Here is a 24,895-nt window from a genome sequence, read left to right as displayed (position 1 = left end):
TTTTTCTCCTATTTCAAGTCGTCAATTAAGCGTTGTGCAGATCGGTGTATGGCAGCAGCGCCAGGAAACGTGCGCGCTTGATCGCAGTGTCCACTTGACGTTGATAGATTGCCTTGGTGCCGGTCAGACGTGCTGGCATGATCTTGCCGTTTTCCTGAACAAAATCCTTGAGCGTGTCGACATCCTTGTAATCAACGCTGGCAACGTGTGCAGCGGTGAAACGGCAGAATTTCTTGCGCTTGAACAGCGGGTTTTGTTGTTGACGCTTGTTTTTCAGTTTGCTTTTATCGAACTTTTTACCGAATGCCATTTTTGGCTCCTGTATCTAAAATAATTAATCTGCAATTTCCGCTATGTTCTCTAGGAACCATCTGCTTCCATTGCAGCGAAATCCGTGATGTGAAATACCAGACTCCTGCCGTTGCGACTCTTGCGCGCCATAAAACCGGTAAACCAGAAGGTGCCTCCCAATGGCGCCTGACTGAATCTTCCTGAAATCTCGCCGACGGCTAGCGCGGCGATTTCAAATTCGATCAAACGCTTTATTCCTGCTTCAATCGGCTCCGAACGGTGCTGCAGGTTTGCAGATACGATCGGAATGCCTGCCGGTGTATAACGTATGACTTCACGTTCGGCAATTTCGGCAACCAGCTGAAACACGTTATTGGCTTGGCTCACTCCTGATGGACTCGATGGCTATAAGAATGCTGGCGGGGAAGATAAATCAGGCTGCCGGCGCTTCAGTGCGATGGCTCTTGGCAGCATCTTCCTTCTGCACAGCCTTCATCATTGGCGAAGGACCTGTTTCGGCCTTCTTCAGCTTGACGGTCAGATGACGCAATACCGCATCATTGAACTTGAAGCCGGTTTCGATTTCAGCCAGAGTTTCGCTGTCGCACTCGATGTTCAGGCAGACGTAATGCGCTTTTGCCAGTTTCTGGATCAGGTATGCCAGTTGACGGCGGCCCCAGTCTTCCACGCGATGTACAGTGCCGCCACGTGTAGTGACGATACCTTTGTAGCGTTCGATCATTGCAGGCACTTGCTCGCTTTGATCTGGATGGACGATAAATACGATTTCATAATGACGCATGTAAGCTCCTTTTGGACTGATTGAAGAATCGCCCACCTCGGCGTCAAGACGAGTGTGGGAAGAGGAAAACCAGCAATAGTACGCGCAATTGCAACAAAACTCAATGCTTTCAGGCGCCTGCGGCCACCTAAGCATAAGTAAGTGGCTAAATCGCATCAATTTATCTTGCATTTGCACAAATACTGTACAAAAATACAGACTGTTGATATACACAGCACAAATGCAGCGCAACGCGCTTATGCCCTTCTTGTCGCTTTGTGCTTCTATCTGAATTGGATAGCCTCGGCTGTCAAACCTTGCCTTCAAACACTTATGATTAAACTGACCGCCCGCCAACAGCAAATCCTCGACCTGATCAGGGACGCCATCGAAAACACCGGCTTCCCGCCGACGCGCGCGGAAATCGCGACCGAACTCGGCTTCCGTTCGGCGAATGCGGCAGAAGAACATTTGCAGGCGCTGGCGCGCAAGGGCGCCATCGTGATCGCCCCCGGCACCTCGCGCGGCATCCGCCTGACGGAAACCACGCTGCGCAGCCAGGGCACGCAACTGGCGCTGCCCCACCCGGCCCTGATGCAGCTCAGCCTGCCGCTGGTCGGCCGCGTCGCCGCCGGCTCGCCTATCCTGGCGCAGGAGCACATCCAGGCCAGCTACAACGTCGACCCTGCCCTGTTCAGCGCCAAGCCGGACTATCTGCTGAAGGTTCGCGGCATGTCGATGCGCGACGCCGGCATCCTGGATGGCGACTTGCTGGCGGTAAAGAAAGCCGACAGCGCAAGAAATGGCCAGATCGTCGTGGCCCGGCTCGGCGACGATGTCACCGTCAAGCGCTATCAGAAAACCGGCTCGGTAATCCAGCTGCTTCCCGAAAACCCGGATTTTGAACCTATTGTTGTCAACGCCCAGGAAGACTTCGCCCTGGAAGGCCTTGCGGTCGGCCTGCTGCGTAGCTGGAACTAAGGAGCAACAAAAAAACACGGCCGGACCTGCCGCAGCGGCAGGCCCCAGTCCGGCGTCAGGAGCGGTCGAGCCGGCGCCGCTTGGTCAGTATCTGACTGGCGATGCCGCGTAGGATATTGACCTCTTCGGTTTCCAGCTGAGCCCGTGAAAACAGCCGTTTCAGGCGCGGCATCAATTTTTTCGGGCTGGCGGGATCGAGGAATTCAATTTCGATCAAAGCCTGCTCCAGATGCGCAAACATGCCGTCGATGTCGGTCAGGCTGGCGGCATTGCCCTGGAAACCGATCTCGCCGGCCCCTGCGGGTGACAAATCCTCGCCGGCGGCAACCCGGCATTCATAGGCCAGCACTTGCACCGCTTGCGCCAGATTCAGCGACGAGTATTCTGGATTGGCAGGAATATTCAGCAAGACATTGCACTTCTCCACTACTTCGTTGGGCAAGCCGTAACGCTCGCTGCCAAACAATACCGCGGCATTGAGGCTGACATCGCCTGCAAGCTGCGCCGCCAACGCGCGCGGCGCAGTCAAGGGCGGCGAGAATTCGCGCAAGCGGGCGCTCAGGGCGGCGGCGAAATTGCACCCCTCCAAGGCCTGCTCAACGCTGTCGACGATTCGCGCCGAAGCCAGGATATCCTGTGCGCCGCTGGCGAACGCCACGGCTTCTTCGCGCTGCAGGACGTCAGGAAAACGCGGATTGACCAGGACCAGCTCGGAAAACCCCATGGTTTTGATCGCGCGGGCGGCAGCGCCGACATTGCCGGGACTGCTGGTTTCGACCAGCACGAAGCGCAGCCGCTGAAAAAGAGACGTATCGATTTTCGCCGAATTCATTTGTGCCCTCCACTCAAGCGACGAGCGCTATCAAACGAAAGAAAATCTGTGTTCATCTGGCCTTTCGGGTAAAAGTAAGCGTTCAATTAAGCAATCTAGGTTTAAAATAGCGCCATAACGCAGATTTCTGCGACTAAAAGCTGCTTATTTATCAAAATAAGTATCGGATAGGCGCCGGAAAGTCCGCATCGTTCATTATTATCAATCAATAGGCGGTTCTGTTCCCGGTTGGCACAGTGCCGCCATTTTAACGGAACCCGATCATGCATCCAATGCTCAATACGGCCATCAAGGCCGCACGTCGCGGCGCCGCGGTTATCTCGCGCGCCTCTTTCGACCTCGATTTGCTGAAAGTCACCAAAAAGCAGCACAACGATTTCGTCACCGAAGTCGACCAGGCTGCCGAAGCCGCGATTATTGACGTATTGAAGAATGCCTACCCCGACCACGCCATCCTGGCCGAAGAATCGGGTGCTTCCGCCAACTTGCACGACGACAACGAAAACGTGTGGATCATCGATCCGCTCGACGGCACCACCAACTTCATCCACGGCTTCCCGCAGTATTGCGTCTCTATCGCCTTGCAGCATCGCGGCCAGATCACCCAGGCCGTGGTCTACGATCCAACCCGCAACGACCTGTTCACCGCCACCAAAGGCTCCGGCGCCTACCTGAACGACAAGCGGATCCGCGTCGGCAAGCGCGACAAGATCGCTGACGCCCTGATCGGCACCGGCTTTCCGTTCCGCGTAACCGACGGCCCGGTCATGGACGAGTACATCAAGATGTTCCGCGTGATGACCCAAAGCTGTGCCGGCCTGCGCCGTCCCGGCTCCGCTGCACTCGACCTGGCCTATCTGGCGGCCGGCCGCCTGGACGGCTTCTTTGAAAAAGGCCTGAAACCTTGGGATATCGCTGCCGGCTCCCTGCTGATCAGCGAATCGGGCGGCATCATCGGCGACTTCAGCGGCGAGTCCGATTACCTGTACAAGGGCGACGTGCTGGCCGGCAGCCCTAAGGTGTTCGCACAAATGGTCAGCCTGCTGTCGCCATACGCAACAAAATAAGAACTTGCCGATGACAGCAAGCAACGCCGGTTCTTGCTGTCATTCTGGAAACTGGTACTTTTGTCAGTTCAACTGCGCGGCCGACAGATTACAATGCATGCGCAACAACCTCATTGGACACTCTTAACGACCATCTCTCAACCCGCAGGAGAGCAACATGGCAGTCAAAGCTATCCCCGACGGCTACACCAGCGTCACCCCCTATCTCGCCATCGACGGCGCAGCCGCAGCACTCGAATTCTATAAAAAAGCATTCAATGCAGTAGAAATACTGCGCATGGAAGGCCCCGACAAAAAAATCGGCCACGCGGAAATACAGATCGGCAACGCGCGCATCATGCTGGCGGATGAATGTCCGGAAATGCTGATCCGCAGCCCCAAGTCGCTAGGCGCAGCGGGCATGAGCATCATGCTTTACGTCGACAATGTCGATGTCACCTATCCCCAGGCAATTGCTGCCGGCGGGATAGAAATCAGGGCGCTGCAAGATCAGTTCTATGGCGACCGCTCCGCTACCCTCAGGGACCCGTTCGGCCACGTCTGGACCGTCAGCACCCATATCGCTGACTACTCCGAAGAAGAGTTGCGTGAACGTGCCGCTGCCGCAATGAAGTAAGCTCCTGCCGACTGCCAGGCGCGCCCGGCCTTGCTCTGCAAGCGGCGCGCCGGCGGTCATTTTGCTCCGCCGCCCGCTGAATACAGCGGAAACGCTTGCCTGTAGCGCGCCGTTGTTATACTCTGCGGCGACACAGCAAATTCTCCAGTCAAATACTGCTGTCAAGGATGTTATCGGACCCGGGAGCGTATTCCTCGGTCAGGGTGGCTCCAATCTCCTCTAATCCCGTTTGCCTGCGACTGGCGCCTCACAAAAGGCGACAGGCCGATATTATTCTATTGAGTTGTCATGTCTTTTTCTGAACTCGGCTTGTCCGAAGCCATCGTTCGTGCCGTAACCGAACACGGATACACTACCCCTACCCCGATCCAGACGCAGGCGATTCCTGCCGTGCTGGCAGGAGGCGATTTGCTGGCAGGCGCCCAGACCGGCACCGGCAAGACCGCCGGCTTCACCTTGCCTGTACTGCACCGCCTGTCGACCTCGGCCACCAATCCGACCGGCAGCCAGCGCCCGATCCGCGCGCTGGTGCTGACGCCGACCCGCGAGCTGGCAGCCCAGGTCGAGGAAAGCGTGCGCCTGTACGGCAAATACCTGAAGCTGACCTCGGCCGTGATTTTCGGCGGCGTCGGCATCAATCCGCAAATCAAGCTGCTCAAGCACGGCGTCGATATCCTGGTGTGTACCCCGGGCCGCCTGCTGGACCACATGCAGCAAGGCACCGTCAACCTGAACCACGTTGAAATCCTGATCCTCGACGAAGCCGACCGCATGCTGGACATGGGCTTCATCCGCGACATCAAGAAGATTCTCGCGGTACTGCCGAAGAAGCGCCAGAACCTGCTGTTCTCCGCCACCTTCTCCGACGAAATCAAGATCCTCGCCGACAATCTGCTGAATTCACCGGCCATGATCGAAGTGGCGCGCCGCAATTCGACCGTGGAAGTGATCCAGCAAAAGATCCATCCGGTGGACCGCGACCGCAAGCACCCGTTGCTGGCGCATCTGATCAAGACCCATCAATGGTCGCAGGTGCTGGTGTTTACCCGCACCAAGCACGGCGCCAACAAACTGGTCGAGCAGCTGGAAAAAGACGGCATCAGCGGCATGGCGATCCACGGCAACAAGAGCCAGTCTGCGCGCACCCGCGCGCTGGCAGAGTTCAAGGACGGCAGCCTGCAAGTGCTGGTAGCGACCGACATCGCCGCCCGCGGCATCGATATCGACCAGTTGCCGCACGTGGTCAATTACGACCTGCCTAACGTGCCGGAAGACTACGTGCACCGGATCGGCCGTACCGGCCGTGCCGGCGCTACCGGCGAAGCTGTGTCGCTGGTATGCGTGGACGAACACCAGATGTTGAAAGACATCGAGAAGCTGATCAAGCGCGAACTGCCGAAAGAAGTGATTGCAGGCTTCGAGCCGGATCCTAACGCCCGCGCCCAGCCTATCCAGCTGCGTAGCGGCGGCGGTGGCGGCCAACGTGCCGGTGGCGGTGGTGGACGCGGCCGTTCGCCCGGTGGCGCGCCAGGCGGCGCCAAGCCCGCCCAGGGACCATCGCGTGGCCACGGCGGCGGCAACGGTTCGCAGGCACGCCCGGCGGCGCCACGTCGCTCCGGCGGACGCGGCCGTTAAACCGGGTTAAATCCAGGCAAGCCGGCGGCGCCAGATTCGGCGCCGCCGGAAACACCCAACAAGATGACATGTGACAATCGGGCCCGACCAGCAGTTGCGGCCGGATCAAACCTGCTTCCGGCCAAGCCGGCCATGCAGCGTTACGCTGCCCTGTCTTGAGCGCCATCCGCCACGGATCTGGCACTGTCATAACATCCCCCATTAGTTCAAGCAATTAAACAACCCCTCGTGGATAGTGGTTGTCGTCGCCGGCAGCGTCGCCTGCATCGGCCTTGCAACCGACAACGCACTGTAGAACGTCGCTATCGGGGTTTGCGGCGCCAGCGGCGTACGGCAGGCCCAAGTCCGCGCATCTATCGTCACCTTGCCGGTAGCGTCATCGATCTCCGCATTGCTGCCAGCGAAAGTCCAGATGCATTCGCCGATGAGGCTGTCGGCCTGCCGTACCGAACAGCGGTAGCGCAGAGCCTGCAGGTTGCTGAATTCGCCTTCGCAGAAGGTGTCGCCGCAGACGTCGTCGAAATCCCTCACCAGGCGCTGCTCAAGGCCATGGAATGCATCCCAGCCCTGTTCCGGGCCAGGATAATTGACCGCATCGACATATTCGGACGTTGCCATGGCAGGTGAAGCGCCAAGACTCAGGGCGAAAACGATCACGGGCAAGGCCGCAGGAAAAAAACTGTCGCGCAGGGCGTTCTTATAATCATTCCCGGCACGGCGCAAGGCTTCCGATTTTGTGGCTGTGAACGGATTGGTTAAAGCATGCATGCAATTCTCCTCGATGACAGATGACCATTAAGGCGCCGGGGCGGATATGCGGCGCCGGATATTTGGCAACAGAGAGATGCCAATAACACAATCATAATGTCGGCCAGAAGCGAACCGCTCTAAGCGTGCGCCTAACTTGCTTGAAGATTTACCTGCGTGCGCGTTGACGCGTGGCGCATCGCATCACCTTTCGCTGCTGCATGTGGCAGCCAGCTGATGCGATTTCTTTTTCAGGAGTTTTAATGTCGCTGTTGTCTGCAAACGATCCAGCGCCGTGCCGCGCACGCTCGAACCTGCACGCCAAGAAGGACGGCGCGCAGGACTGGGCCAGCACAGGTCGCGCGATGCCCACGATTGGACTCGAACCAATTTAAGGCGCCGCCTTAATTAGTCTTAAAAAGTGACGGTGGCGACTACAGTATCAGTGTAAGTGGCGGCAATTGCGGCAATCTGGCCTGCCGGAACGCTGGCGTAAATGGTGATTGCCGTGGGGGTGCCGTTTGCAGTGACGGCGGCCGGCGAGGTTCCCGCAGTATTCCCCCAGGTCACGGTATAACCGCTGTCTGAAAATAAGCCGTAATTGATATATATCGGCGTACCTCCGCCGCTGGAGAGTCGCCTCAACGGCACGGCATTAGTGGATCCGGTATTGGCATTAGCGCCTTGTCCAAGCGTAATTACAGGGTTGTCGCCCGTGGTGCAGGTAGTGGTGACGCTGGCGGTGGCGGTCTGGTTGGCCGTGGCATTGGCAACGATCGGGTCATAGCTCGTTGTGAAGCCAAGGGTGGAAATGCTGCAGTTATTGGCAACGGTGACCGTGTTGGTCATGGTAGCGGTGCCAGTACCTGCTGAAGCACCGCTACAGACAATTGCCGATGCGATGATGAAAATACCGTTCCGCACGAATTTTTTCATGGCAAATCTCCCGATTGACACTTTGCTGAGTCCTATCCATTCGCTCTATAAATTATAGGCATGCATGTCGTTTTTCACGGCGACGCCTTGTTGCAGGTACCGCTTGATGGCTTATTGGAAATACACAGCCGTCCGATGCGGCTAGCCATTAGATCCAATACTTATGGGATGGTGAAAATCCCCTGGATGCCAAGGCCACTTACTGCAGGCTGACCGGATCCTGTGACCAGAACAGATAAGCCTTTCACAGCAGATTTATTGGTCTCGCTCCTGACGTTCAGGTTGGACACAATAAATTTCATGTTAAATGTCCCACTGAGACTTTTCAGGCCGGCAAGTACCGCCCCTGACTGTCCACCGAGTTGACTGAGTATGTGCTTCAGTACCGTACCCGTATTGACTGTCAAATTATTGTTGGCGATCTGGAAGAACTGGCTGGCGGAAATTTTGGTAAGTGTAAAATTGGCGCCAGCACTGCTGCCCGTTTTAATAAAAACATACATGCTGGCGCCTGCCGGCACCGAAATAGACAATTGACGATTGCCGTCCAGCGACAGGTCCGCTTGATCCACAAGCAATTGCAGCACCAGCCCGCTGCTGCCAGTGTCAGCCATCTCTGCACCTAGACTCACTCGCGTCGTCACGACGCCGCCGGCATTCTTGGGAATCGGATTGCCCACCACCGTATATGCCAAGCTGAGCGTGTCGGCAGACGTCGGTTTGCCAGGCAGCGTTACACCGCTCAAGAACTGATCCAAGGTGTAGAGATTGCCGTTGATTGCGATGCTGTCTTTTTGAATCGCAAGGTAGTTGGAAGGCTGCGACCAGTCACCGATGCCAACTACCGGGACGGGGATGCCGGCACGCTGCGCTTGCACGGCAATAGCCGACAACACCGCGGCACTTGCCGCCGCATTGTTGTCGCCCAGCTGTGACAGCGCGCGCCCCAGCGCCGTTAAATCCACTCTGCCGGCGACAGCGCTACCCAACAAGCTCGCGACCCCATATGCCGCGTTTGCAATCGTAGGGTTGGATTGAAGCGACTGCGTTTGGCTCAGCAAATTGGCGTCGCTGGCCGTAGTCAATGCCGCTGCCTGGCCGGCGACGGCGCTTGAAATCAGTACCGCCACGCTGCTCGCACTAAAGCCCCCTAAGCCGGCCTTGGCTGCCGCCAGCGATGCGTCATTGGTAGCCGCAATATTTTTTACCGACTGCTGCACCATGCCAGACACCAGCGAAGCATCGACGCTGTTGTCGCTGCCAACCAACGCCGCGGCAGGATTTGCCGTCAGCGTTGTCACGACGGCCTTGGCCACTTGCGAGTAAATTGCCTGGATAGTCGCAGGACTGGAGTCTTGCGCCAGAGCCCCAAGCGTATTAGTGATTTGCTGGACAATTTGCTGCATTGCCAAAGTCTTTTTATGAAGATCGGCATTGGTCGTCGGATCAATCTTACTGACGTCAGTACCAGGCGGCAGGTTCAAGGCGGTGGCAATCTGGGACGCGGTCATGCCGGAATTCGCCATCAGGGTAGTCAGCGGCGTAGCTACCACGCTGCCGGCCGGCGCCTTCAGAGTCCCGGCGAATGGCAAGCCGGTGTCGATGCTGGTGCCGCCGCTCACCACTATCGTGCTCGCGCATGCGGGTGCAAACGCAAAATTTCCTTGGCCGTCAGTAGGGACAACTGCTTCACCTGCGTCGGCTACGACATTGTTATTGGCATCGCAGAGAACCGATGCCCCGCTCAAATAACCGTCTACCGCCTTCCCAGCCGCTGTCGTGGTTGCTATAGGTGTTACTGGCGCCGATCCGTCGCTGCCACCCCCGCAAGCTGTAAAAATCAAAGTAACGACAACCAACAGTGACGTCATTTTTTTTTCAAGCATTTGAGAGCTCCCGTTAAGTTGATTGCCGATCCCGGTGAAGAACAATTGCATATCAATTGAAGCGGTCTTCGCCCCCGTACGAAAAGCGTCACTTCCCAATGATTTTCCAGGCACCAGGGAAGCCATTGCTAGAATTATTCTGGCGCATAACCTGAAGTCACATTCACTGCGCTCTGTGAGGCGGCACAGCTTATTTCCTTAGGGGTATCTGTATGAGAAGTCCAGCTGCCGGTAATGTACGCATACGTCGCTGTCAGATAAACCGCGCCGTCTACCTCGAATTTGATGGTTGCGTTGCTGCTGAGGCTAATGGTCAAGCTCTTGCGAGTTTGCCCCATCTTGTAGGCTTCTCTGATAATTCCTTCCGAGTAGATAGTCCATTCCTGAGCTCTCTTAGTGTCGTTATAAAGATAAAGTGTTTTATTGCGAGCCATTTTGAAATGCCTTCATTCAAAGTCGAAAATTCCTGACACGCCGTAAATGACTAACTCCTTGAGGCGACAACTGAATTGATGTGACATATCCGATGCGGTTATTTGAGGCTATCCCCAAATCTCCGTTTCGACACCTGTCAATATTGACACCTGAAAAATCAATCGCGCAACAAGCAGCGCGCTATCAAGACATGAGCCTGTCAAACGGCAGTAGAGGATCGCGCTGCAATCCAGGCCAATGTTGGCGGCCGTTGATTTCCGCAATACTGATAAGTGAAATTCTTATGCGTTGTAGATACCGACTGGATCAGCTGGACAGGCTCAACTTTGCAGGCAACCGGGTATCTTGGGCATACTGCATGCGCAGCAGCGACACGGCAAATGGCGGGATACCAGGTGCCAGCCGCCGGCATATCGCTGGGAAGCTCGGGCAATGGCGTGGAGGTGTTTTTTAAGGACTATGCAGCGAGGATTAATGGCAAGCAAGCGCTGCAGAACTGGACAAGACCGAGGCTCAAATTCAGGGAAATATCCCTGAACCATCCCCAGCAAGCATGAAACAAGTATAAGTTATTGATTTACAACAACAAACTGGTCCGGCCGGAGGGAATCGAACCCCCAACATTTCGGGTAGAAGCCGAATGCTCTATCCAGTTGAGCTACGGCCGGATTTATACGCTTTGATGCCTGATTCCGATCGTCAGATCGATTCATTGCAGTGCTTGATTTTATCAAGCGGAAACGAAAAAAGGGGCTGTCCGACGACAGCCCCTTTTTTACTTATCGGTCGGAGTACAAGGGTTCGAACCTTGGCTCCCCTGGTCCCAAACCAGGCAATAAAATCGGAACGTCTTATAAATCAAAGGCTTGGCTATTGCCAGTTGCAGGATTATAGCAGAGCCGTGCAGAGAAGAAAATAGGAGACTCGCGCAAAATATCCCACAAATTTATCCATCTAAAGCCCCATCTTTTACTCATCAACCGGAATCTCCTTCGCCCTTGACGCACCACTTGAAGTCCGCAAGAAACGTAAAGTCTCTTGTTAGTAAGGATACCGGCTCAAGTCCGGCCTCGGGCACCAATTACCAACCAGCTTTCAGCGATGAAGGCCTTCTCCATTATTTTCGCGATTCGGGATTTTTTCCGCAAAAATCCTCGCTTACATCGGTTGCCCGTACGTCCAAGGATAGGCCCGTCAGATAACGGTGACCACAATCAATATATCTGCCGGGCAGAAAACTCAAGATCTCGGATGGTCGACACGGTAAATTACTTCATTGGTAAGGGCCTGTTCGAGAGTCGAGGAGCTCTGCCCGTTGAAGACTATCTTGTTCCATGACAAAACGAATGAACTGTTCCGCCGGCATGGGCTTCCCAAAGTAATAACCTTGCATCAAATCACATGAATTGCCTCTCAAGAAATCAAGTTGAGATTCATTTTCCACTCCCTCGGCAACCACTTCGAGACGCAAGCTATGCGCCAGCGCAATAATGCTTTTAACGATGGCGGCGTCGTCCAGATCATGAGGGACGTCGCGCACGAAAGACTGATCTATCTTGATGATATCGACAGGAAAACGTTTGAGGTAAGCAAGTGAGGAATAACCGGTACCGAAATCGTCGATAGTCAGGCGCACTCCGAGAGTATGCAGCCGATGTAATGCCTGCAAATTATCTTCGGCGTTTTCCATGAGAGTGCTCTCAGTGATCTCCAGCTCCAGCAGCTGCGGCGGCAAACCGGTTTCTACCAGGACCTGCTCCACAGCCGCAGTGAAATCGGATCTTAGTTGCCTTACGGAAAAATTCACAGCCATCCTCATTGCCGGCATGCCTGCTTTGATCCAGCTCTGTAATTGAAAACACGCGGTACGCATGACCCAGGCGCCAATGATGTTGATCAGCTCGGTTTCTTCTGCAAGCGGGATGAACTCCTTGGGCGCCAGCATGCCTCGAGTCGGATGGCGCCAACGTACCAGCGCTTCCATGCCAACGATGCGACCTGTGTCGAATTGGACTTGCGGCTGATAAAACACATCCAATTCCTTCCGATGCAATGCTTCGCGCAGGTCGCTTTCCAAGCGCATACGTTCCGATATTGAATGTTCCATGGAAGGTTCGAAAAACATGAAACCGGAACTTGCTTTCTTGGCGCGGTACATTGCGGTATCCGCATGCTGCAGCAAGGTTCCCACATCGGCGCCATCCTGAGGATAGAGGGAAATACCGATACTGGCGCTGACGACGATACCGTGGCCTGCGATCAGAAAAGGCTTGGATAAGGATTGGCAAATTTTCTGGGCTACGATAGTGGCTGTATTCGATGTCGTCACATCCGCCAGCACGACGGTGAATTCATCCCCGCCCAAGCGGGCCACGCAGTCGACGACGCGCACGCTGCGCTGGATTCGACGTGCCACGGCTATCAGCAATTGATCCCCGACATCGTGGCCAAGAGTGTCGTTCACGTACTTGAAGCGATCCAAATCAAGGAACAGCACCGCCGCGCCATTTCCGCTTTGCCGTGCCTGCTCGATGCAGCGCTTTAACTGATCGAAAAACATGGCCCGGTTCGGCAGGCCTGTCAACGAATCGTTGAAGGCCAGGTTGCGCACCCGCATCTCCGCACGATTGGCTTCGACAATCCGGCGCACCCGTTGCGGCAGGACCGCGAAGTGGATAGGCTTGGGGATATAGTCGCTGGCTCCGGCTGCGAACGCACGCTCCACCGACAGGTTGTCTTCCAGGCCGGTGATGATCAGCACGGGGATATGCTGGCGGCCGGGCAGCTCTTGCATGCGAGCGCAGGCGGTAAAGCCGTCCATCACCGGCATCACGGCATCCATCAGTATGACATCCGGCTTGATACGCTTAAGGACACGTAATGCCTGGGCGCCATTTTCCGCCTCCGCCACCCGGAAGCCGTCTCTTAACAAGGTGTAACGCAGGGCGCTGCGGGTGCTGCGGTCATCATCGACCACCAACACCAGGGCGCTGCCTTCCGTCGGCTTGGTGCTGAAATAGTTTTCGCTTGACACCTCGCTGTACAGCAGGGCTGCCACATCATCGAACGCTGAACGCAATTGCGGCAGCAAAGGGGGGATTTCATCGATCTGTCCGGCCTGCTCCAGCTCCTCCACTTTCTTGGCCAACTGGGTCATATTGATTGCCCCCAAGTTGCCGCTGCTACCCTTGATAGTATGGGCCAAAGACCGGACGGCCTCCGCATCCCTCTGTTCGACCGCCTGCTTCAGTTGTTCAAGATTAAGCGGCGTGTCTTCCAGGTAGGGTGTTATTGCATGTTGCAAGCTTGGCCCCAATATCTCCCGCAGCTTGTCGAAAACCAAGCGGTCCAAGGGACGGCCTTCACTCTCGACCAGGTTCGCAGCCCTCAATGCCGCTTCAGGTTCCCCGGCCTTGCTTCCGGCAGCTTGAATCAGCCAGCGCTCCAGCTTGCGCCGCAGCTCGATCAGGGTGATTGGTTTTGCCAGGTAATCATCCATGCCTGCCGCCATGCATTTTTCCACGTCACCGCTCTGGGTATTGGCAGTCATGGCGACGATTGGCGTATGCCGTCCTTCAAGCTCTTCGAGCTTGCGAATTCGCGCGGTGACTTCATAGCCGTCCATCTCAGGCATATTGCAATCCATGAGAATCAGATCAAAGCGGTTGCGCTGAACCGTGTCGATCGCCTCCCAGCCATTGTCGACACATTCACAGAGACAATCGCTCATGACTAGCATGCCGGTAGCCACCACCTGATTGGTGCGATTGTCATCGACCACCAACACGCTGTATTTTTTTGGCTTGGGAGGTAGCGCGTCCGGCAAATGTGCGCTCAAGACGCTGGCGACTTCCGGCTGTCGATCTGCTTGCGGCTGCCGGATCGCCTCCAACAAACGCTGCAGGCGCAACGGTTTGTCCAGATAAGCATCGGCTTCCTTGAACTGCGCGCCTTTCGGCGCGCCATGGTGCTGCAACAGCAGCAGGCGTGTCGCCGACAGCGCCGGCATGGAGCGGATATACCTTTGCAAGTCCGCATCTTCGTCTTCTGCCTGGCTGCCTTCAACGATAACCTGCGTATATGGCGCTTGCGCCGCCCGCGCCAGTTCTTCCCGGACTTCCGCAGCACTGCCGGCTATGCGGCAATGGATTCCGCGACTGGCCAGGCTTTGCTCCAGGAAGCTGCGTACGATCTCGCTTTTGGCTGCAATCAGGACCCGCATCCCATGCAAGTCAGGCTCCGGCGCGAGCATGACTTGCTTCTCGCCTGGCTGGCAGACAATCGTGAACCAGAATGTGGCGCCTTGGCCCGGTGCACTGACCACTCCGATCTCGCCTCCCATGAGTTCCACCAGCTGCTTGCAAATCGCCAGGCCGAGGCCGGTGCCGCCGTATTGGCGCGCGGTGGCGCTGTCAGCCTGGGCAAACGAATCGAATACATGGCGAATCGCTTCCTTGTCCATGCCGATACCGGTATCGCTCACTTCGATCCTCAGGCCGAAGCGTTCGCCGCTATCCGGATTACGGGAAATGCGGACCGCCACCTGGCCGTTCCCGGTGAATTTCAAAGCGTTTCCGACCAGGTTGATCAGAACCTGCCGCAAGCGCATAGAATCGCCTTTGATCCGGTCCGCGACATCGGCTGCCAGCAGATAACCAAGATCCAGCCCTTTTTCCTGGGCCTGCCTGGCCAGCAGCTCGAGGACTTCTTCCACTAGTTTGCGCAAGTTGAAATCGATCTCTTCCAAAACCAGCTTGTTCGCCTCCATCTTGGAAAAATCGAGGACGTCGTTGATCAGATCGATGAGCGTGTGGGCCGAACTCCAGGCCACCTCGACGCATTCCATTTGCGGCTTGCTAAGCCGCATTTCCCTGAGCATGTCCAGCATTCCCACCACGCCGCTCAAGGGTGTGCGCACTTCATGGCTGACAGTGGCCGCAAATTGCGCCTTCATCATTGCCGCATGCAATGCCTGGTCGCGCGACTGCTTCAATTCGAGCTCGCGCTCTTCCAGCACCGCCATCATTTTATTGAATGCCTGGGCCATGTCGATGATGTCGCGCGGCCCCTCGCGCACCGCACGCATGCCGGACTCGCCTGCCTCGGCGCGTCCCATCAGCTCGGACAAGGCATTCAAAGGCCGGAGCAGATTGCGCGCCAAAAGGCGCATGACTCCGAGCAAGATGAGAGCGAAGGAAAGCGTAATGGCCAGATTAACCATCAGTAAGGAGAACACCAGTTGATTCATGGTTCCCTTGCCGAGCACGATATAGACATATCCAAGGAGTTGCGGCTTGTTCTCCTGCAGCTCGAACGGCGATGTTGCTTCGTGTCCTTGGTAAACCGGTGCGCCGAAACGCCATTCCTTATCATTTTCCTGTTCCAGCGTGGCCTTGGTCAGGACAACACCGGGCTGCAGGTTTTCGGTCGGCTTGACTGCCTGCCCCGCCTTGGTTTCCAACAACAAGACTTTGTGCGCAGTGTCAGTAATTTCCACCTGGATCACGTCAGGAAACGCAAGCGTGGTGGCGACCTCTTCACGGACATTGTCCGCGGAATGGTAAAGCAAGGCCAGGGTGCTCTGGCGCGCCAGATTCTCTGCAATATGCAGCCCTTGCTCGATCAGATAGCCCCGCACGCTGCGGTTGGTTTGCCAGGAATTCATCAAGGAGGAAAACAACGCCAGGCCCAAGATCGAGATGGTGACTATCGCCATCAATTGACGGCGAAACCCGGTGCGGCGTAAATAGGCTTGCAACATGATGGACTCGTCAAAATTAGGGGAAAAAGGCAACACATACTGGCTGGCCGCGCGGATTGCATCTGTATTGCATGAACGATTTCGTCAACTAAGGCTCTGGAAAGATAAAATCAAAACTGCGTTGCTGCTGATAATCGAGATTTAATCCGATGTGACTGGCGGTGCGCAGATTGACTGCCGTCAGCACCTCGCGCAACGGCGACACGCCGCGCTTGCGCGACTCTCCCGAAAGCACACCCAAGGCGGAACTGGCCAGGTCGCGCCCTAGTCCCAGGTTATTAGGATATAAGGCGAACATGACACCTTTCTTGACATGCAGGAAGCTGCTGGAAAACACAGGCAAGCCCCTGCTCCAGGATTCCTTCAGGACCAGCGGCAGGATGGTTTCATCATCTACCGTGGTGGCATCCTGAGGCAGCCAGATTGCGTCCTGCCGGCTATCGGCGACGGCGAAGGCAGCGTCGTAGAGGTGCGCCGCCGAAGCCAGGTCATGCGCTTCGCGCGTGACCAGTTCCAACCCCTGAGCCTTGGCTGCCTCACGCGCCAGTTTTATCAGCCAGTCGTTATGCTGCGGGTCGTAGACCACGGTCACCCTTTTTATGCTGGGCAGCAGCCTTTTCAATAGTGCGAACAGCAGGGCCGGATCCGGCGTCAGGCTGATGCCGGTCAGATTGCGGCTTTCGCTTTCCGGCACTGACAGCACACCGCCAACCACTACCGCTATCTCCGGCGTCAGCCCGGATACAGCCTTCAATCCTTGCCGCCCTAGCGCGATCACCACCTTGACACCGCCGCGTACCAATTGCGCGCTGAGATCGCCAGCATTGCTGTTTGGCCCGACGGGGTAAGTGCTTATCTGTACCTTGGCTTGCTCTTGAATGCCTTCGATTATCTTGGAAAAGATGCTGCGATAAGGCTCGCCGATATCCGGATAAATCACAGCGATCGCGCCTTTGCCATCCAATATCTCTTGTCGCCTTGGCGCATCCAGCGTGGCCATGGCGGCTATGATCAGCGGCTGGAGTTCGCGGCGCACCACGCGCACCTCGGCAGTATTTTCACGCCAGTCAGGCAAACGGTTGACGACCGCGCCGGCGCGCCGGCCAGGATCGTGGCCGGCGCTTCCCTGAGCGGCGTAGCCGAACGCACACGCCAGCAAAAGAAGCAGGCCGGCTGCGATCCGCAATACAGCCGCAAAGGATATCCTGCGCGGCTGAATCAGCACGGATGACTCACAGTTTGTGCTGAAACTGTACATAGAAAGTACGGCCTGGCAACGGAAAATCGAAAGGGATGTTGCCCGGGGCGAAGCTAGGTTCCCTGGCATCTCGATTGAACACGTTCAGCACCAATGCGCTGACACTCCAGTTGCCAATCAATTTTTCCTTACGCACATTCAAATCCAGAGTGGTGTAATCGGGAAGCTGGGGACGGGTATCGCCTGGCTGTCGCTTGCGGTCAGTTACGCGATTGATCGTGCTGCCAAATTGCCATAGCGATGCGAAACGCCAGTCGGCGCGACCGAACCAACGCTGACGAGGCGCCAGACCGGCATCCTGACCGGTGGTCTGGTCTGTGGAATGTTGCAACGAATAACTGCCGGATAAGCGCAGATTGCGCGTTGCATCCCAGGTTGCTTCCATTTCCAGGCCGCGGCCGGTTTGATCGCCCGTATTTTGTGCGGTCGAGCCGCTCGAAGGGTCAGGATTCGGCACAAACTGAATGATGTTGTGCATGCGGTAGTAAAACAGGCTCAGATTGGTTTGAAGGGTCTGAGTAGGCTGCCACGAGAACGCCAGTTCGCGCGTGGCAATGGTTTCCGGCTTGAGGTTGGGATTGCCTATGGTGACCGGATTGTTGATGCTGTACTGCTCGGTGAATGACGGTGCGCGGAACGCGCTGCCGTATAAGGCCTTGATTGAAAAATTATAAGCAGCGTCCCAAACCAATGCCAGGCGCGGATTAACGGTGTTGCCGAAATCGGAATAGCGATCCTCTCGTACTCCGGAAGTCAGCGTCCAGTCTTTTGCCAGAGTCCATTCATCCTGCGCGAACACATAGCTGATGGTGCGTTTGTGGGGAGTCAGGTATACGTCGCTGGTGCCGCTTACATCAATGACGCTCGCAAGCGGAACGAATTCGACCCCAACCCCGGGAACCGCCAGGATCTTGAAGTTCTTGCTCTCGCTGGTCTGGTACAAGTTTTCAATCCGATAGCCGGTGCCGAGCCGGATCCGATGCTTGTCAAACCCGGTATAGAAACCAGACAGGCTGAATTGACTGTCGCGTTCAGCATGCCCGGGATTACCGATTACCCCGCTCGGGAATGCTCCCGCGAAAGCTCCTGCCGGGAACAGCACCGTTGGCGGCGACGCCGGCAGTTCGTTGACATCTTTCACCGACGCTTGCGCCGTGACATCCCAGTTGCGGAAAAAATTGGGGTTGGAGTAGGTTAAGTCAGCATTCCAGCGTTGCGCTCTTACCCGCGCATCGGGGTCGAGGCTGTTTGCCAATCCGACACCAGTGCCGGTTTCCTGATCCTGGTAGCCGGCACGCAAACGCCATAGCTCATAGGCGATATCGACCTGCATATCCAGACTGTTGCGCATGAGTTGCTCGCGCCCTGGAGCTAGTGAAGCCCGCGTTCCGAAGATTTTGTCGAGGCCGCTTTGCGCGTCTGCGTCTATCGTTTTATTGGCGCCGCCGGTGTGGCCCGCGCCAAGGTAGAAAGCCACATCCAGCGGCCCCATTTTCCCGCCATGCTGAAACCAGGCCTCATGCGTATCGAACGATCCGACCCTGGCGCCATACCCGGTGCCATTGATATCGGCTGCAGTCTTGGTAATGACATTGATGACCCCGGCGAAAGCATCGGCGCCATACAGCGCCGATCCAGGGCCGCGGATAATCTCGATACGGGCTATATTCTGGACTGGCACGCCGCCCCAGGCAAAGTCGCGGTTGCCGAGAAAAGCGTCGTTGATGGGGATGCCATTCACCAGCATCAATGTCTGCGGGTTGTACTGCGTAGTGATGCCGCGGAAGGAGTAGATCGGATCGTTGTAGAGGCCGGAGTAAGAGACATGCAAGCCCGGCACGCTTTCCAGCGCCTGATTCATATTGGTCGCCCCCATGGCCTGGATATCCTGGGCGGTTATCACCGAAGCGACCGCCGGCGCCCGGGAAATATCCTGCTGACTACCGGTGGCTATGCTGACGAACGCCTTGTTCCCGTAAGAAAGCACCAAATCGTCTTCATCAGCATTTTGCTGTGCCGCAGCCACGGCGGCGCTCAGAAACAGGATGACGGCACATGGAAGTCGAGATTGCCAGCGGTTTTTCATTGTTGCTCCATTTGATGCAACTCAGATATCGTCAGAAGAAGTCGCGCTACCATTCCTCATCCCCTCTTATCGACTACCTTATTCTTGTTGCCAAAGCCGTCGCCCAGGTCCTTCATAACGCAGCTGTGAACAACGTAGCGGGAATGTCGCTCCTGCGGGGCGTTCGCTAGCTTCCAGATAACAAGGAGGCATGCCAGCCATAAATGAGGGAAGCAGGAATAAGTAGCACTCGCGCGGAGAAAAGCCCATATCCAGCGGAATCGCCACGACTATGGCCGCATAGTTAATCGGTAACTGCCGCCCCATCCGCAACAGCTGCCGTTCTATGTCAAAGGCCAGTCGAAGATACGGACCCTGCGTTATTTTCTCGCCGTCCATGCGCGCCAAAATCGCCGGAATGCGTTCGTCCACCTGCAATGTCGCCACCGGCCGGCCGTATCCCAGGATGCGCCGGTGCTGCAGCAACTCTTGCTGCAGAACTGCTTCCAGGGACTCGCCCCCCTTTATGCGGTCATGGGCCCGGACCAGGAAATCTGCCGCGGCGAATTCCGGTTGCCATCCATAAATGGAAGCCTCAGAAACCGCGATGGCCGCAGCGACGCCAAGTGCGCCGGTACTGCGGGCACTCCCCGCCAGGGCGGCAACACGGTTGTTCCACAATCGTGGATCCGGGTAACTGGTATAGGTCCAGAGAGCATGCAGAACGGTTATTTGCTCCTGCGAGTATCGACGGCCGGTAATGCCGAAGGTATATAGTGCGATCCAATCCATGTCTTTCAGATCCGCATGCAGATCGTGTCCGCGGAACACCGCTCGCTCTCCCGGAAAACATGCGCCCATCCTGGTGCGCAATGGACCTTCATAGTCCAGCAAGACGTTGCTCATGCTTGCTCCTCACGGAAAGCGGGACCGGGATCGTTTTCCAGATCCAGTTCAAAGAAAGGAAATTGACGAAAACCCTGCCTGCCTTGTTCCAGGGCGTGGATGGCGGCTCCGGGAAGCCGCAGCAGCAAGGTCAGCATCTCGCCTTCGCTGGCGGAAAAATCCATATCGGCAAGCGCAGCGGCGGCCACGCCGGTCATTGCCAGCGGATGGCCGGCCATCAGTTCCAGCGCCTCTCTTTCTTGCGACAACCAAGCCAGGCGCCCCGTGGGCATCATCGCAACCAGATGCGAGAGGGTCTGGCGTACCGGATTCGCGCAGCGTTTTCCGTAGGGATCGAAACCGGGGGGGTGCTCCGGTTCCGGCCATACTTGCAGGCGGGTCGGCACGGCTGGGCTGGCAAGAGCGGAGCGCCAGTTTGCAAGTTCGGTCCCATGATTCTTCCATGCCTCCAGCGCCAGGAAAATTTCTCTTGCACCGCCGTGTGAGCCAGCGCCGACCGCCAGCGCGGCCATGAGCACGGAGGCAGCGGTTGAGCCGCCGACCCCGGCTGCCATCGCCGCGTGTACAGAAGGATCGCGTGGACCGGGATTGGCCAAGGCTACGGCCAGTATTTCCAGGACTGCGGTCACGGCCGGTTCCGGACGTTCGCCTTTGAACAGGAGGTACAGATATTCGACATAAGCAATCTTGCCGAGCAAATCGCCATAGACATCGTAACCTCGGCAATAGCAGGCTGCGGCGGCAAAAGGATTGTCCTCTTCAGCTTCTTCTTGCCAGACGCTGCTGCGAATGCTGTGCCGGCTTTCTTTATCGCTCATCTGATCCCCTAGTCGAAAGAAACTGCTAAAGCAGGCTCATGCCGCCATCGACGACGATTTCCTCGCCGAGCACATAGGCAGCGTCGTCCGAAGCTAAAAACAAGGCGACCTTGGCTACTTCTGAAGGATGGCCGAAACGTTTGCTCGGGGACTTTTGCGCAATCTCGGCTTTTATGCCGTCGGCAACGTCGGGCGGCAGGCCGAAACGATCGAAGATCGGGGTGGCGATGGGACCAGGGCTGATCGCATTGATCCTGATCCCGCGACTGACAAGTTCCAGTCCCAGTGACTGCACCAGGGAGCGCAAGGCGGCTTTGCTGGCGCCGTAGACGCTGAAATTCGGCGATCCCAGCTGGTTGGCAATCGAGGTGGTGACAATGATGGATGCCGCAGCGCTGAACAGCGGCAACGCTTTCTGGATAGTGAAGAATGCTCCTTTGAAATTGGTCCTCATGATGTCGTCAAACAGGGTTTCCGAGACCAGCTCCATGGGCGCCGCTGCGGCGACGGCGGCATTGACGAACAGCACGTCCAGGCGCGTGAAGTGGCGTTCTACCTGCTGCATCAAGGATTCGATTTCGGCCAGATTCCCGGTATCGCTACGGATCATCAGGACGTCGCCGCCTAACTCATCCCGAGCGCGCGCCAAGCCATCCGGATCGCGCCCGGTAATCGCCAGACGGGCGCCGTGTTCCAGGAAAAGCTTGGCGCTTGCCAAACCGATGCCGCTGGAACCGCCTGTAATCAGGACTGTCTTGCCGTTCAGTTTGCCCATGTCTATTCCTTATAGATTTCCGGCTAAAACCCGCATGCGAAGATTTATTGGCGGCACCTCGTCGCGGTCTATCAGCACGTCCAGCAGCGTCGGCCCCGGCCGCGTACACATTGCAGCGATATCCAACTTGGCCAGGTCTTCAGGCGCGCGAATGGTATGGGCTGCAGCTCCCATGGCGCGCGCCAGGGCAGCGAAATCGGTAGGCGGCAAATCGCAGCCGATCGATTCTGCTTCTGCCAGCCGCTGGCCATGCTTGACCATTCCCAAGGCCTGGTCGTTGAGGACGACGAAAATGACGGACAATTTTTCGGCGACGGCTACCGATATTTCCTGGCCGTTCATCAGGAAACTGCCGTCTCCGGTAATGCATACCACCGGCATTTTTGGATTGCCGATGGCGGTGCCGATGGCGCCGCCGATAGCCCAGCCCATTGGCGCAAAATTCATGATGACGCGCAGCCAGCCGCCATAAGTCTTGCGCCTTCCCGGTGCACGGGTGCTCCCTCCCCCGCCTTGGCGTCTTTCGGATATCCGTCTATCCCGGGGCTGCAAATAATGAATCGCCCAGGCCGCGCTATTTCCAGTATCAGCAAGGAAACGCGTGGTCGGTGGAAACAGCCGGCTTAGCTCGCGCATCAGCCGTTGCGGCAAGATCGGCATGGCGCTGCTCTCGTATTTTTTGGGGGCAATCAGCATCGTCTCAGGCTCCCAATGGTCGCTATGCTGCTTGCGAGCGAAGCGTCTCTGCTCATACTCGAAATTGCCGGATCGACGAACATCCTGCATATGTTTGATCAGCCGATTGAAGATCGACAGGATCCTTCCCCGCATGTGAAAACGCGCCATCGGGCTCTGGCTGAGATGCTCCTCAGTATCGTCGATATGCACCAGCCGTGAATTGAGCAAGCCGTCGCTCCAGCCGCCACTGCTCCACTCCCCCATGCCGGTGCCGATCGCCATGATCAAGTCCACCGATTTGTCGCGCAATGCCGTCTCGGCAGAAGCGTGGCCGGCGAAACCAAATACGCCGCGAAAAAGCGGATGACGCGGATTCACCAAGCCCTTGCCGTCTGGTGTAGTGATCACCGCAGCACCGCTCAGGTCGGCAAATTCCAGTATTGAGCCAATCGCTTCGCAGCAGCCCACACCTATCAGTAAAACGATATTTTCAGCTTTGGAAAGCATCAAAAGCAGCGTTGCCAACGCTTCATCGTCAACCGACGATGATGGCTGCAAAAGCGCCTGCAAATCGTAGGAAGGAGCTAATTGCGTATTCGGACTACGAAACACATCGACAGGTATGCTTAAGTGCACCGGTCCGACAGGCGTACGGATGGACCGCTGCAAAGCAGTCATGAGCTTGTTTTCGAACTGCTGCGGATGGGATACCAGAGAGTTGTAGTGTGTGCAGTGCTGTAGCATGCTCAGCGTATCGACGCCGGTGCAAGTTGACTCTTGCAAAGGATGTTTACCAAACGTAGGCAAGGCTGGTTGCGCTGTGATCACCAGCATGGGGATATTGTTATCGTAGGCACAAGCCACCCCAGTAATCAAATTGGTTGAGCCAGGGCCGGAGGTGGCGCAGCAGACGCCGATTTTGCCGGTTTCACGGGCATAGCCGTCGGCCATGTAGGCAGCCCCGGCTTCGTGCCGCGCCAGGACGTGACGCACTCCGCCCCTGCGGCTGCTCCTGGCAAGGGCATTGAAAAAAGGCTCGATGGCGCCACCAGGAACACCGAAGACGCATTCGATTTCCATCTGATCCAGATAGGCCACCAGCAGATCGGCTACTACCATGGGCGACGCGGAAGGCCGTTCCCAACTCTTACTCGGCATATCGCCATACACCGGAAAATTGTCAGCACCCATATCAAATCCCTCTCTTGATGGCGGGAAGATTGCTGCGGTACGTCGATGCGCATCGGACATTCTCGCGGGCGTTAATGCATGAAAAATATTGCCTCATGGAAATTAAGTGTAGCCCTCTCTTAACAAATCGCAAAGCAAATAATCAACTTGATTCGTTCCGACAACGGTCAAAACCAAGATGACAGGCACTACAGCGCTCGGCCGCCATGCAATTTAAATGCACAAAACGTAGCAGGTCGCCGATGTTGGCAATTCTCGGTGTCCATTGTTGATGCCAAAAGAAAATATTGCCACCTATCACTATTGACAGCTGTTTTTCTGAGGACCAATGCATTAATGTTAATAAGCGGTTAACGATTTCTGAACCGCGCTGTCATCCGACGCAACCCGCCACTCACTTGGGAGAGGGAAAGCCAGCCACGGCTATTGCTATGGCATAGACGTGCACACACGGCACGCCGGTCATGAACTATTTGCCTATCTTCCTGGCCGACTGTAGACATAAGGTAAAGATCGCCATGACTGTACCGACAGCCTTGATGTCAATTTGCTCTTCCAGGTCGACCGAACTAGCGACGAGTTGCGTCCGGTCAGCACGGTCTGCATCCGCCCGACATGGCGGCAATTCATTGCAGTCGGTTCTTCAACACAGGCAATTTGGCGAACGATTTTTCTTAGAGCGCTTTGCGGCCATCTTTCCGCATCGGCTGGGATTCACCTTGATTGAGCTGTTGATCACGATCGTCATTGCCTCCATCCTGATGGCGCTTGCCATGCCATCCTTCAGTTCCATGCTGATGAACAATCGCTTGTCGGCGCAGGCAAATGCCTTTGTGAATGCCTTGAATTACGCCAGATCCAATGCGCTCACCCAGAATGTCAACGCGCAGGTCTGTCCGCTAGGCGCTGTCGGGTCCGTGACGTGCGGAGCCAATTGGGGAGCCGGCTGGATCGTCACCACGCTGCCGGCTACGGGAACGGGCGCTCTTCTGCAAAGTTATCAGATTGGACCACGCGATCCGATACTGGCTGCAGTCCCTTTCAATGGCGTGACGGTGAGCGCGATCGTCTTTGATTCTCGCGGACTGGCTGCTACGCAATCGAATTTCAAGATTTGCGACAGTCGCGGCGCGACCTTCGCGCGTTCATTGCAGGTGATTGCCACAGGATCCATCCAGCAAGGCCCCACCCCGGGTCAAGCAATATGGGGCGGCGCCTTGGCGTGCCCGTAAAGCG

21 protein-coding genes and 1 tRNA gene are annotated in these 24,895 nt (G+C 56.5%); 6 read left to right on the top strand and 16 right to left on the bottom strand.

The genetic code is table 11. The features are described 5' to 3' along the window. Positions 1 to 25 precede the first annotated feature (25 nt). Genes rpsR through rpsF form a run of 3 tightly spaced genes read right to left on the bottom strand, consistent with a single transcriptional unit; the run spans position 26 to position 1,093 of the window. Positions 26 to 310 carry a 30S ribosomal protein S18 gene (rpsR, locus tag BCF11_RS22335; RefSeq protein ID WP_038488337.1) on the bottom strand — a complete coding sequence of 95 codons (285 nt, stop codon included), beginning with the start codon at positions 308 to 310 and terminating at the stop codon, positions 26 to 28. 50 nt (positions 311 to 360) lie between these two features. Beyond that, complete coding sequence (gene priB / locus BCF11_RS22330; protein WP_199111001.1) at positions 361 to 678, bottom strand: primosomal replication protein N; 318 nt, start codon at positions 676 to 678, stop codon at positions 361 to 363. Between the two features lie 46 nt (positions 679 to 724). Further along, positions 725 to 1,093: a 30S ribosomal protein S6 gene (gene rpsF, locus BCF11_RS22325; RefSeq protein ID WP_038488331.1), complete on the bottom strand. Its 369-nt coding sequence runs from the start codon at positions 1,091 to 1,093 to the stop codon at positions 725 to 727. Positions 1,094 to 1,405: 312 nt separating this feature from the next. Here rpsF and lexA point away from each other — a divergent pair, with 312 nt between their 5' ends. Continuing rightward, complete coding sequence (gene lexA / locus BCF11_RS22320) at positions 1,406 to 2,053, top strand: transcriptional repressor LexA (RefSeq protein ID WP_098496682.1); 648 nt, start codon at positions 1,406 to 1,408, stop codon at positions 2,051 to 2,053. A 55-nt stretch (positions 2,054 to 2,108) separates the two neighbouring features. On the opposite strand, the gene BCF11_RS22315 is transcribed toward lexA, so the two are convergent. Beyond that, on the bottom strand, positions 2,109 to 2,885 hold the full coding sequence (locus tag BCF11_RS22315) for an RNA methyltransferase (protein ID WP_098496681.1): 777 nt from the start codon (positions 2,883 to 2,885) through the stop codon (positions 2,109 to 2,111). A 263-nt stretch (positions 2,886 to 3,148) separates the two neighbouring features. Here BCF11_RS22315 and BCF11_RS22310 point away from each other — a divergent pair, with 263 nt between their 5' ends. From BCF11_RS22310 to BCF11_RS22300, 3 genes are all read left to right on the top strand, one after another. Next, positions 3,149 to 3,952: an inositol monophosphatase family protein gene (locus BCF11_RS22310; RefSeq protein WP_098496680.1), complete on the top strand. Its 804-nt coding sequence runs from the start codon at positions 3,149 to 3,151 to the stop codon at positions 3,950 to 3,952. A gap of 157 nt (positions 3,953 to 4,109) precedes the next feature. After that, positions 4,110 to 4,568 carry a VOC family protein gene (locus BCF11_RS22305; protein WP_098496679.1) on the top strand — a complete coding sequence of 153 codons (459 nt, stop codon included), beginning with the start codon at positions 4,110 to 4,112 and terminating at the stop codon, positions 4,566 to 4,568. A gap of 288 nt (positions 4,569 to 4,856) precedes the next feature. Next, complete coding sequence (locus BCF11_RS22300; RefSeq protein ID WP_098496678.1) at positions 4,857 to 6,203, top strand: DEAD/DEAH box helicase; 1,347 nt, start codon at positions 4,857 to 4,859, stop codon at positions 6,201 to 6,203. 201 nt (positions 6,204 to 6,404) lie between these two features. Here the strand turns inward: BCF11_RS22300 and BCF11_RS22295 are convergent, their stop codons facing one another. Further along, positions 6,405 to 6,971: a hypothetical protein gene (locus BCF11_RS22295; RefSeq protein WP_199110998.1), complete on the bottom strand. Its 567-nt coding sequence runs from the start codon at positions 6,969 to 6,971 to the stop codon at positions 6,405 to 6,407. Between the two features lie 242 nt (positions 6,972 to 7,213). Between BCF11_RS22295 and BCF11_RS28525 the strand changes: the two genes are divergently transcribed. Next, complete coding sequence (locus BCF11_RS28525; protein WP_255407834.1) at positions 7,214 to 7,345, top strand: hypothetical protein; 132 nt, start codon at positions 7,214 to 7,216, stop codon at positions 7,343 to 7,345. Between the two features lie 19 nt (positions 7,346 to 7,364). On the opposite strand, the gene BCF11_RS22290 is transcribed toward BCF11_RS28525, so the two are convergent. The 11 genes from BCF11_RS22290 to BCF11_RS22240 all read right to left on the bottom strand — a co-directional run bounded on the left by BCF11_RS22290 (position 7,365) and on the right by BCF11_RS22240 (position 23,659). Next, the gene (locus BCF11_RS22290) at positions 7,365 to 7,886 is read right to left on the bottom strand and encodes a spore coat protein U domain-containing protein (protein WP_098496677.1); all 522 of its coding nucleotides are present in this window, start codon (positions 7,884 to 7,886) and stop codon (positions 7,365 to 7,367) included. Positions 7,887 to 8,047: 161 nt separating this feature from the next. Beyond that, complete coding sequence (locus BCF11_RS22285) at positions 8,048 to 9,898, bottom strand: hypothetical protein (RefSeq protein ID WP_143751411.1); 1,851 nt, start codon at positions 9,896 to 9,898, stop codon at positions 8,048 to 8,050. Between the two features lie 8 nt (positions 9,899 to 9,906). Then, a complete protein-coding gene (locus BCF11_RS22280) occupies positions 9,907 to 10,206 on the bottom strand; it encodes a hypothetical protein (RefSeq protein ID WP_098496675.1) in 300 nt (99 codons plus the stop codon). A 592-nt stretch (positions 10,207 to 10,798) separates the two neighbouring features. Next, positions 10,799 to 10,875 (bottom strand) — tRNA-Arg (locus BCF11_RS22275). Positions 10,876 to 11,480: 605 nt separating this feature from the next. Further along, a complete protein-coding gene (locus BCF11_RS22270; protein ID WP_098497649.1) occupies positions 11,481 to 15,968 on the bottom strand; it encodes an EAL domain-containing protein in 4,488 nt (1,495 codons plus the stop codon). Positions 15,969 to 16,056: 88 nt separating this feature from the next. Next, entirely contained in the window at positions 16,057 to 17,193 is a 1,137-nt protein-coding gene (locus BCF11_RS22265) for an ABC transporter substrate binding protein (protein WP_233212596.1), read from the bottom strand. A 7-nt stretch (positions 17,194 to 17,200) separates the two neighbouring features. Further along, a complete protein-coding gene (locus BCF11_RS22260) occupies positions 17,201 to 19,312 on the bottom strand; it encodes a TonB-dependent siderophore receptor (RefSeq protein ID WP_098496674.1) in 2,112 nt (703 codons plus the stop codon). 78 nt (positions 19,313 to 19,390) lie between these two features. Next, positions 19,391 to 20,197 (bottom strand): citryl-CoA lyase, encoded by an 807-nt coding sequence (locus BCF11_RS22255; RefSeq protein WP_098496673.1) that lies wholly within the window; start codon positions 20,195 to 20,197, stop codon positions 19,391 to 19,393. Continuing rightward, the gene (locus BCF11_RS22250) at positions 20,194 to 21,015 is read right to left on the bottom strand and encodes a citryl-CoA lyase (protein ID WP_098496672.1); all 822 of its coding nucleotides are present in this window, start codon (positions 21,013 to 21,015) and stop codon (positions 20,194 to 20,196) included. Before BCF11_RS22250 ends, BCF11_RS22255 begins: the two co-directional genes overlap by 4 nt. Positions 21,016 to 21,040: 25 nt before the next feature. Further along, positions 21,041 to 21,790, bottom strand: a complete 750-nt coding sequence (locus BCF11_RS22245) for an SDR family oxidoreductase (RefSeq protein ID WP_098496671.1) — start codon at positions 21,788 to 21,790, stop codon at positions 21,041 to 21,043. 9 nt (positions 21,791 to 21,799) lie between these two features. Then, complete coding sequence (locus tag BCF11_RS22240; protein ID WP_233212595.1) at positions 21,800 to 23,659, bottom strand: thiamine pyrophosphate-binding protein; 1,860 nt, start codon at positions 23,657 to 23,659, stop codon at positions 21,800 to 21,802. A 629-nt stretch (positions 23,660 to 24,288) separates the two neighbouring features. On the opposite strand from BCF11_RS22240, the gene BCF11_RS22235 reads away from it, so the two are divergent. Beyond that, complete coding sequence (locus BCF11_RS22235) at positions 24,289 to 24,891, top strand: GspH/FimT family pseudopilin (protein ID WP_199110995.1); 603 nt, start codon at positions 24,289 to 24,291, stop codon at positions 24,889 to 24,891. Positions 24,892 to 24,895 lie beyond the last annotated feature (4 nt).

The organism is Collimonas sp. PA-H2, assembly GCF_002564105.1.
Lineage (GTDB): Bacteria > Pseudomonadota > Gammaproteobacteria > Burkholderiales > Burkholderiaceae_D > Collimonas.
The sequence above is the reverse complement of the archived record's forward strand: the minus strand, read 5'-3'. Positions and strand labels throughout refer to the sequence as shown.

Excerpts from the sequence above, each read along its gene's own strand:
- rpsR (WP_038488337.1), bottom strand. The coding sequence starts at position 310 with ATGGCATTCGGTAAAAAGTTCGATAAAAGCAAACTGAAAAACAAGCGT.
- rpsF (WP_038488331.1), bottom strand. The coding sequence starts at position 1,093 with ATGCGTCATTATGAAATCGTATTTATCGTCCATCCAGATCAAAGCGAG.
- lexA (WP_098496682.1), top strand. The coding sequence starts at position 1,406 with ATGATTAAACTGACCGCCCGCCAACAGCAAATCCTCGACCTGATCAGG.
- BCF11_RS22315 (WP_098496681.1), bottom strand. The coding sequence starts at position 2,885 with ATGAATTCGGCGAAAATCGATACGTCTCTTTTTCAGCGGCTGCGCTTC.
- BCF11_RS22310 (WP_098496680.1), top strand. The coding sequence starts at position 3,149 with ATGCATCCAATGCTCAATACGGCCATCAAGGCCGCACGTCGCGGCGCC.
- BCF11_RS22305 (WP_098496679.1), top strand. The coding sequence starts at position 4,110 with ATGGCAGTCAAAGCTATCCCCGACGGCTACACCAGCGTCACCCCCTAT.
- BCF11_RS22300 (WP_098496678.1), top strand. The coding sequence starts at position 4,857 with ATGTCTTTTTCTGAACTCGGCTTGTCCGAAGCCATCGTTCGTGCCGTA.
- BCF11_RS22295 (WP_199110998.1), bottom strand. The coding sequence starts at position 6,971 with ATGCATGCTTTAACCAATCCGTTCACAGCCACAAAATCGGAAGCCTTG.
- BCF11_RS28525 (WP_255407834.1), top strand. The coding sequence starts at position 7,214 with ATGTCGCTGTTGTCTGCAAACGATCCAGCGCCGTGCCGCGCACGCTCG.
- BCF11_RS22290 (WP_098496677.1), bottom strand. The coding sequence starts at position 7,886 with ATGAAAAAATTCGTGCGGAACGGTATTTTCATCATCGCATCGGCAATT.
- BCF11_RS22285 (WP_143751411.1), bottom strand. The coding sequence starts at position 9,898 with ATGGCTTCCCTGGTGCCTGGAAAATCATTGGGAAGTGACGCTTTTCGT.
- BCF11_RS22280 (WP_098496675.1), bottom strand. The coding sequence starts at position 10,206 with ATGGCTCGCAATAAAACACTTTATCTTTATAACGACACTAAGAGAGCT.
- BCF11_RS22270 (WP_098497649.1), bottom strand. The coding sequence starts at position 15,968 with ATGTTGCAAGCCTATTTACGCCGCACCGGGTTTCGCCGTCAATTGATG.
- BCF11_RS22260 (WP_098496674.1), bottom strand. The coding sequence starts at position 19,312 with ATGAAAAACCGCTGGCAATCTCGACTTCCATGTGCCGTCATCCTGTTT.
- BCF11_RS22255 (WP_098496673.1), bottom strand. The coding sequence starts at position 20,197 with ATGAGCAACGTCTTGCTGGACTATGAAGGTCCATTGCGCACCAGGATG.
- BCF11_RS22250 (WP_098496672.1), bottom strand. The coding sequence starts at position 21,015 with ATGAGCGATAAAGAAAGCCGGCACAGCATTCGCAGCAGCGTCTGGCAA.
- BCF11_RS22245 (WP_098496671.1), bottom strand. The coding sequence starts at position 21,790 with ATGGGCAAACTGAACGGCAAGACAGTCCTGATTACAGGCGGTTCCAGC.
- BCF11_RS22240 (WP_233212595.1), bottom strand. The coding sequence starts at position 23,659 with ATGGGTGCTGACAATTTTCCGGTGTATGGCGATATGCCGAGTAAGAGT.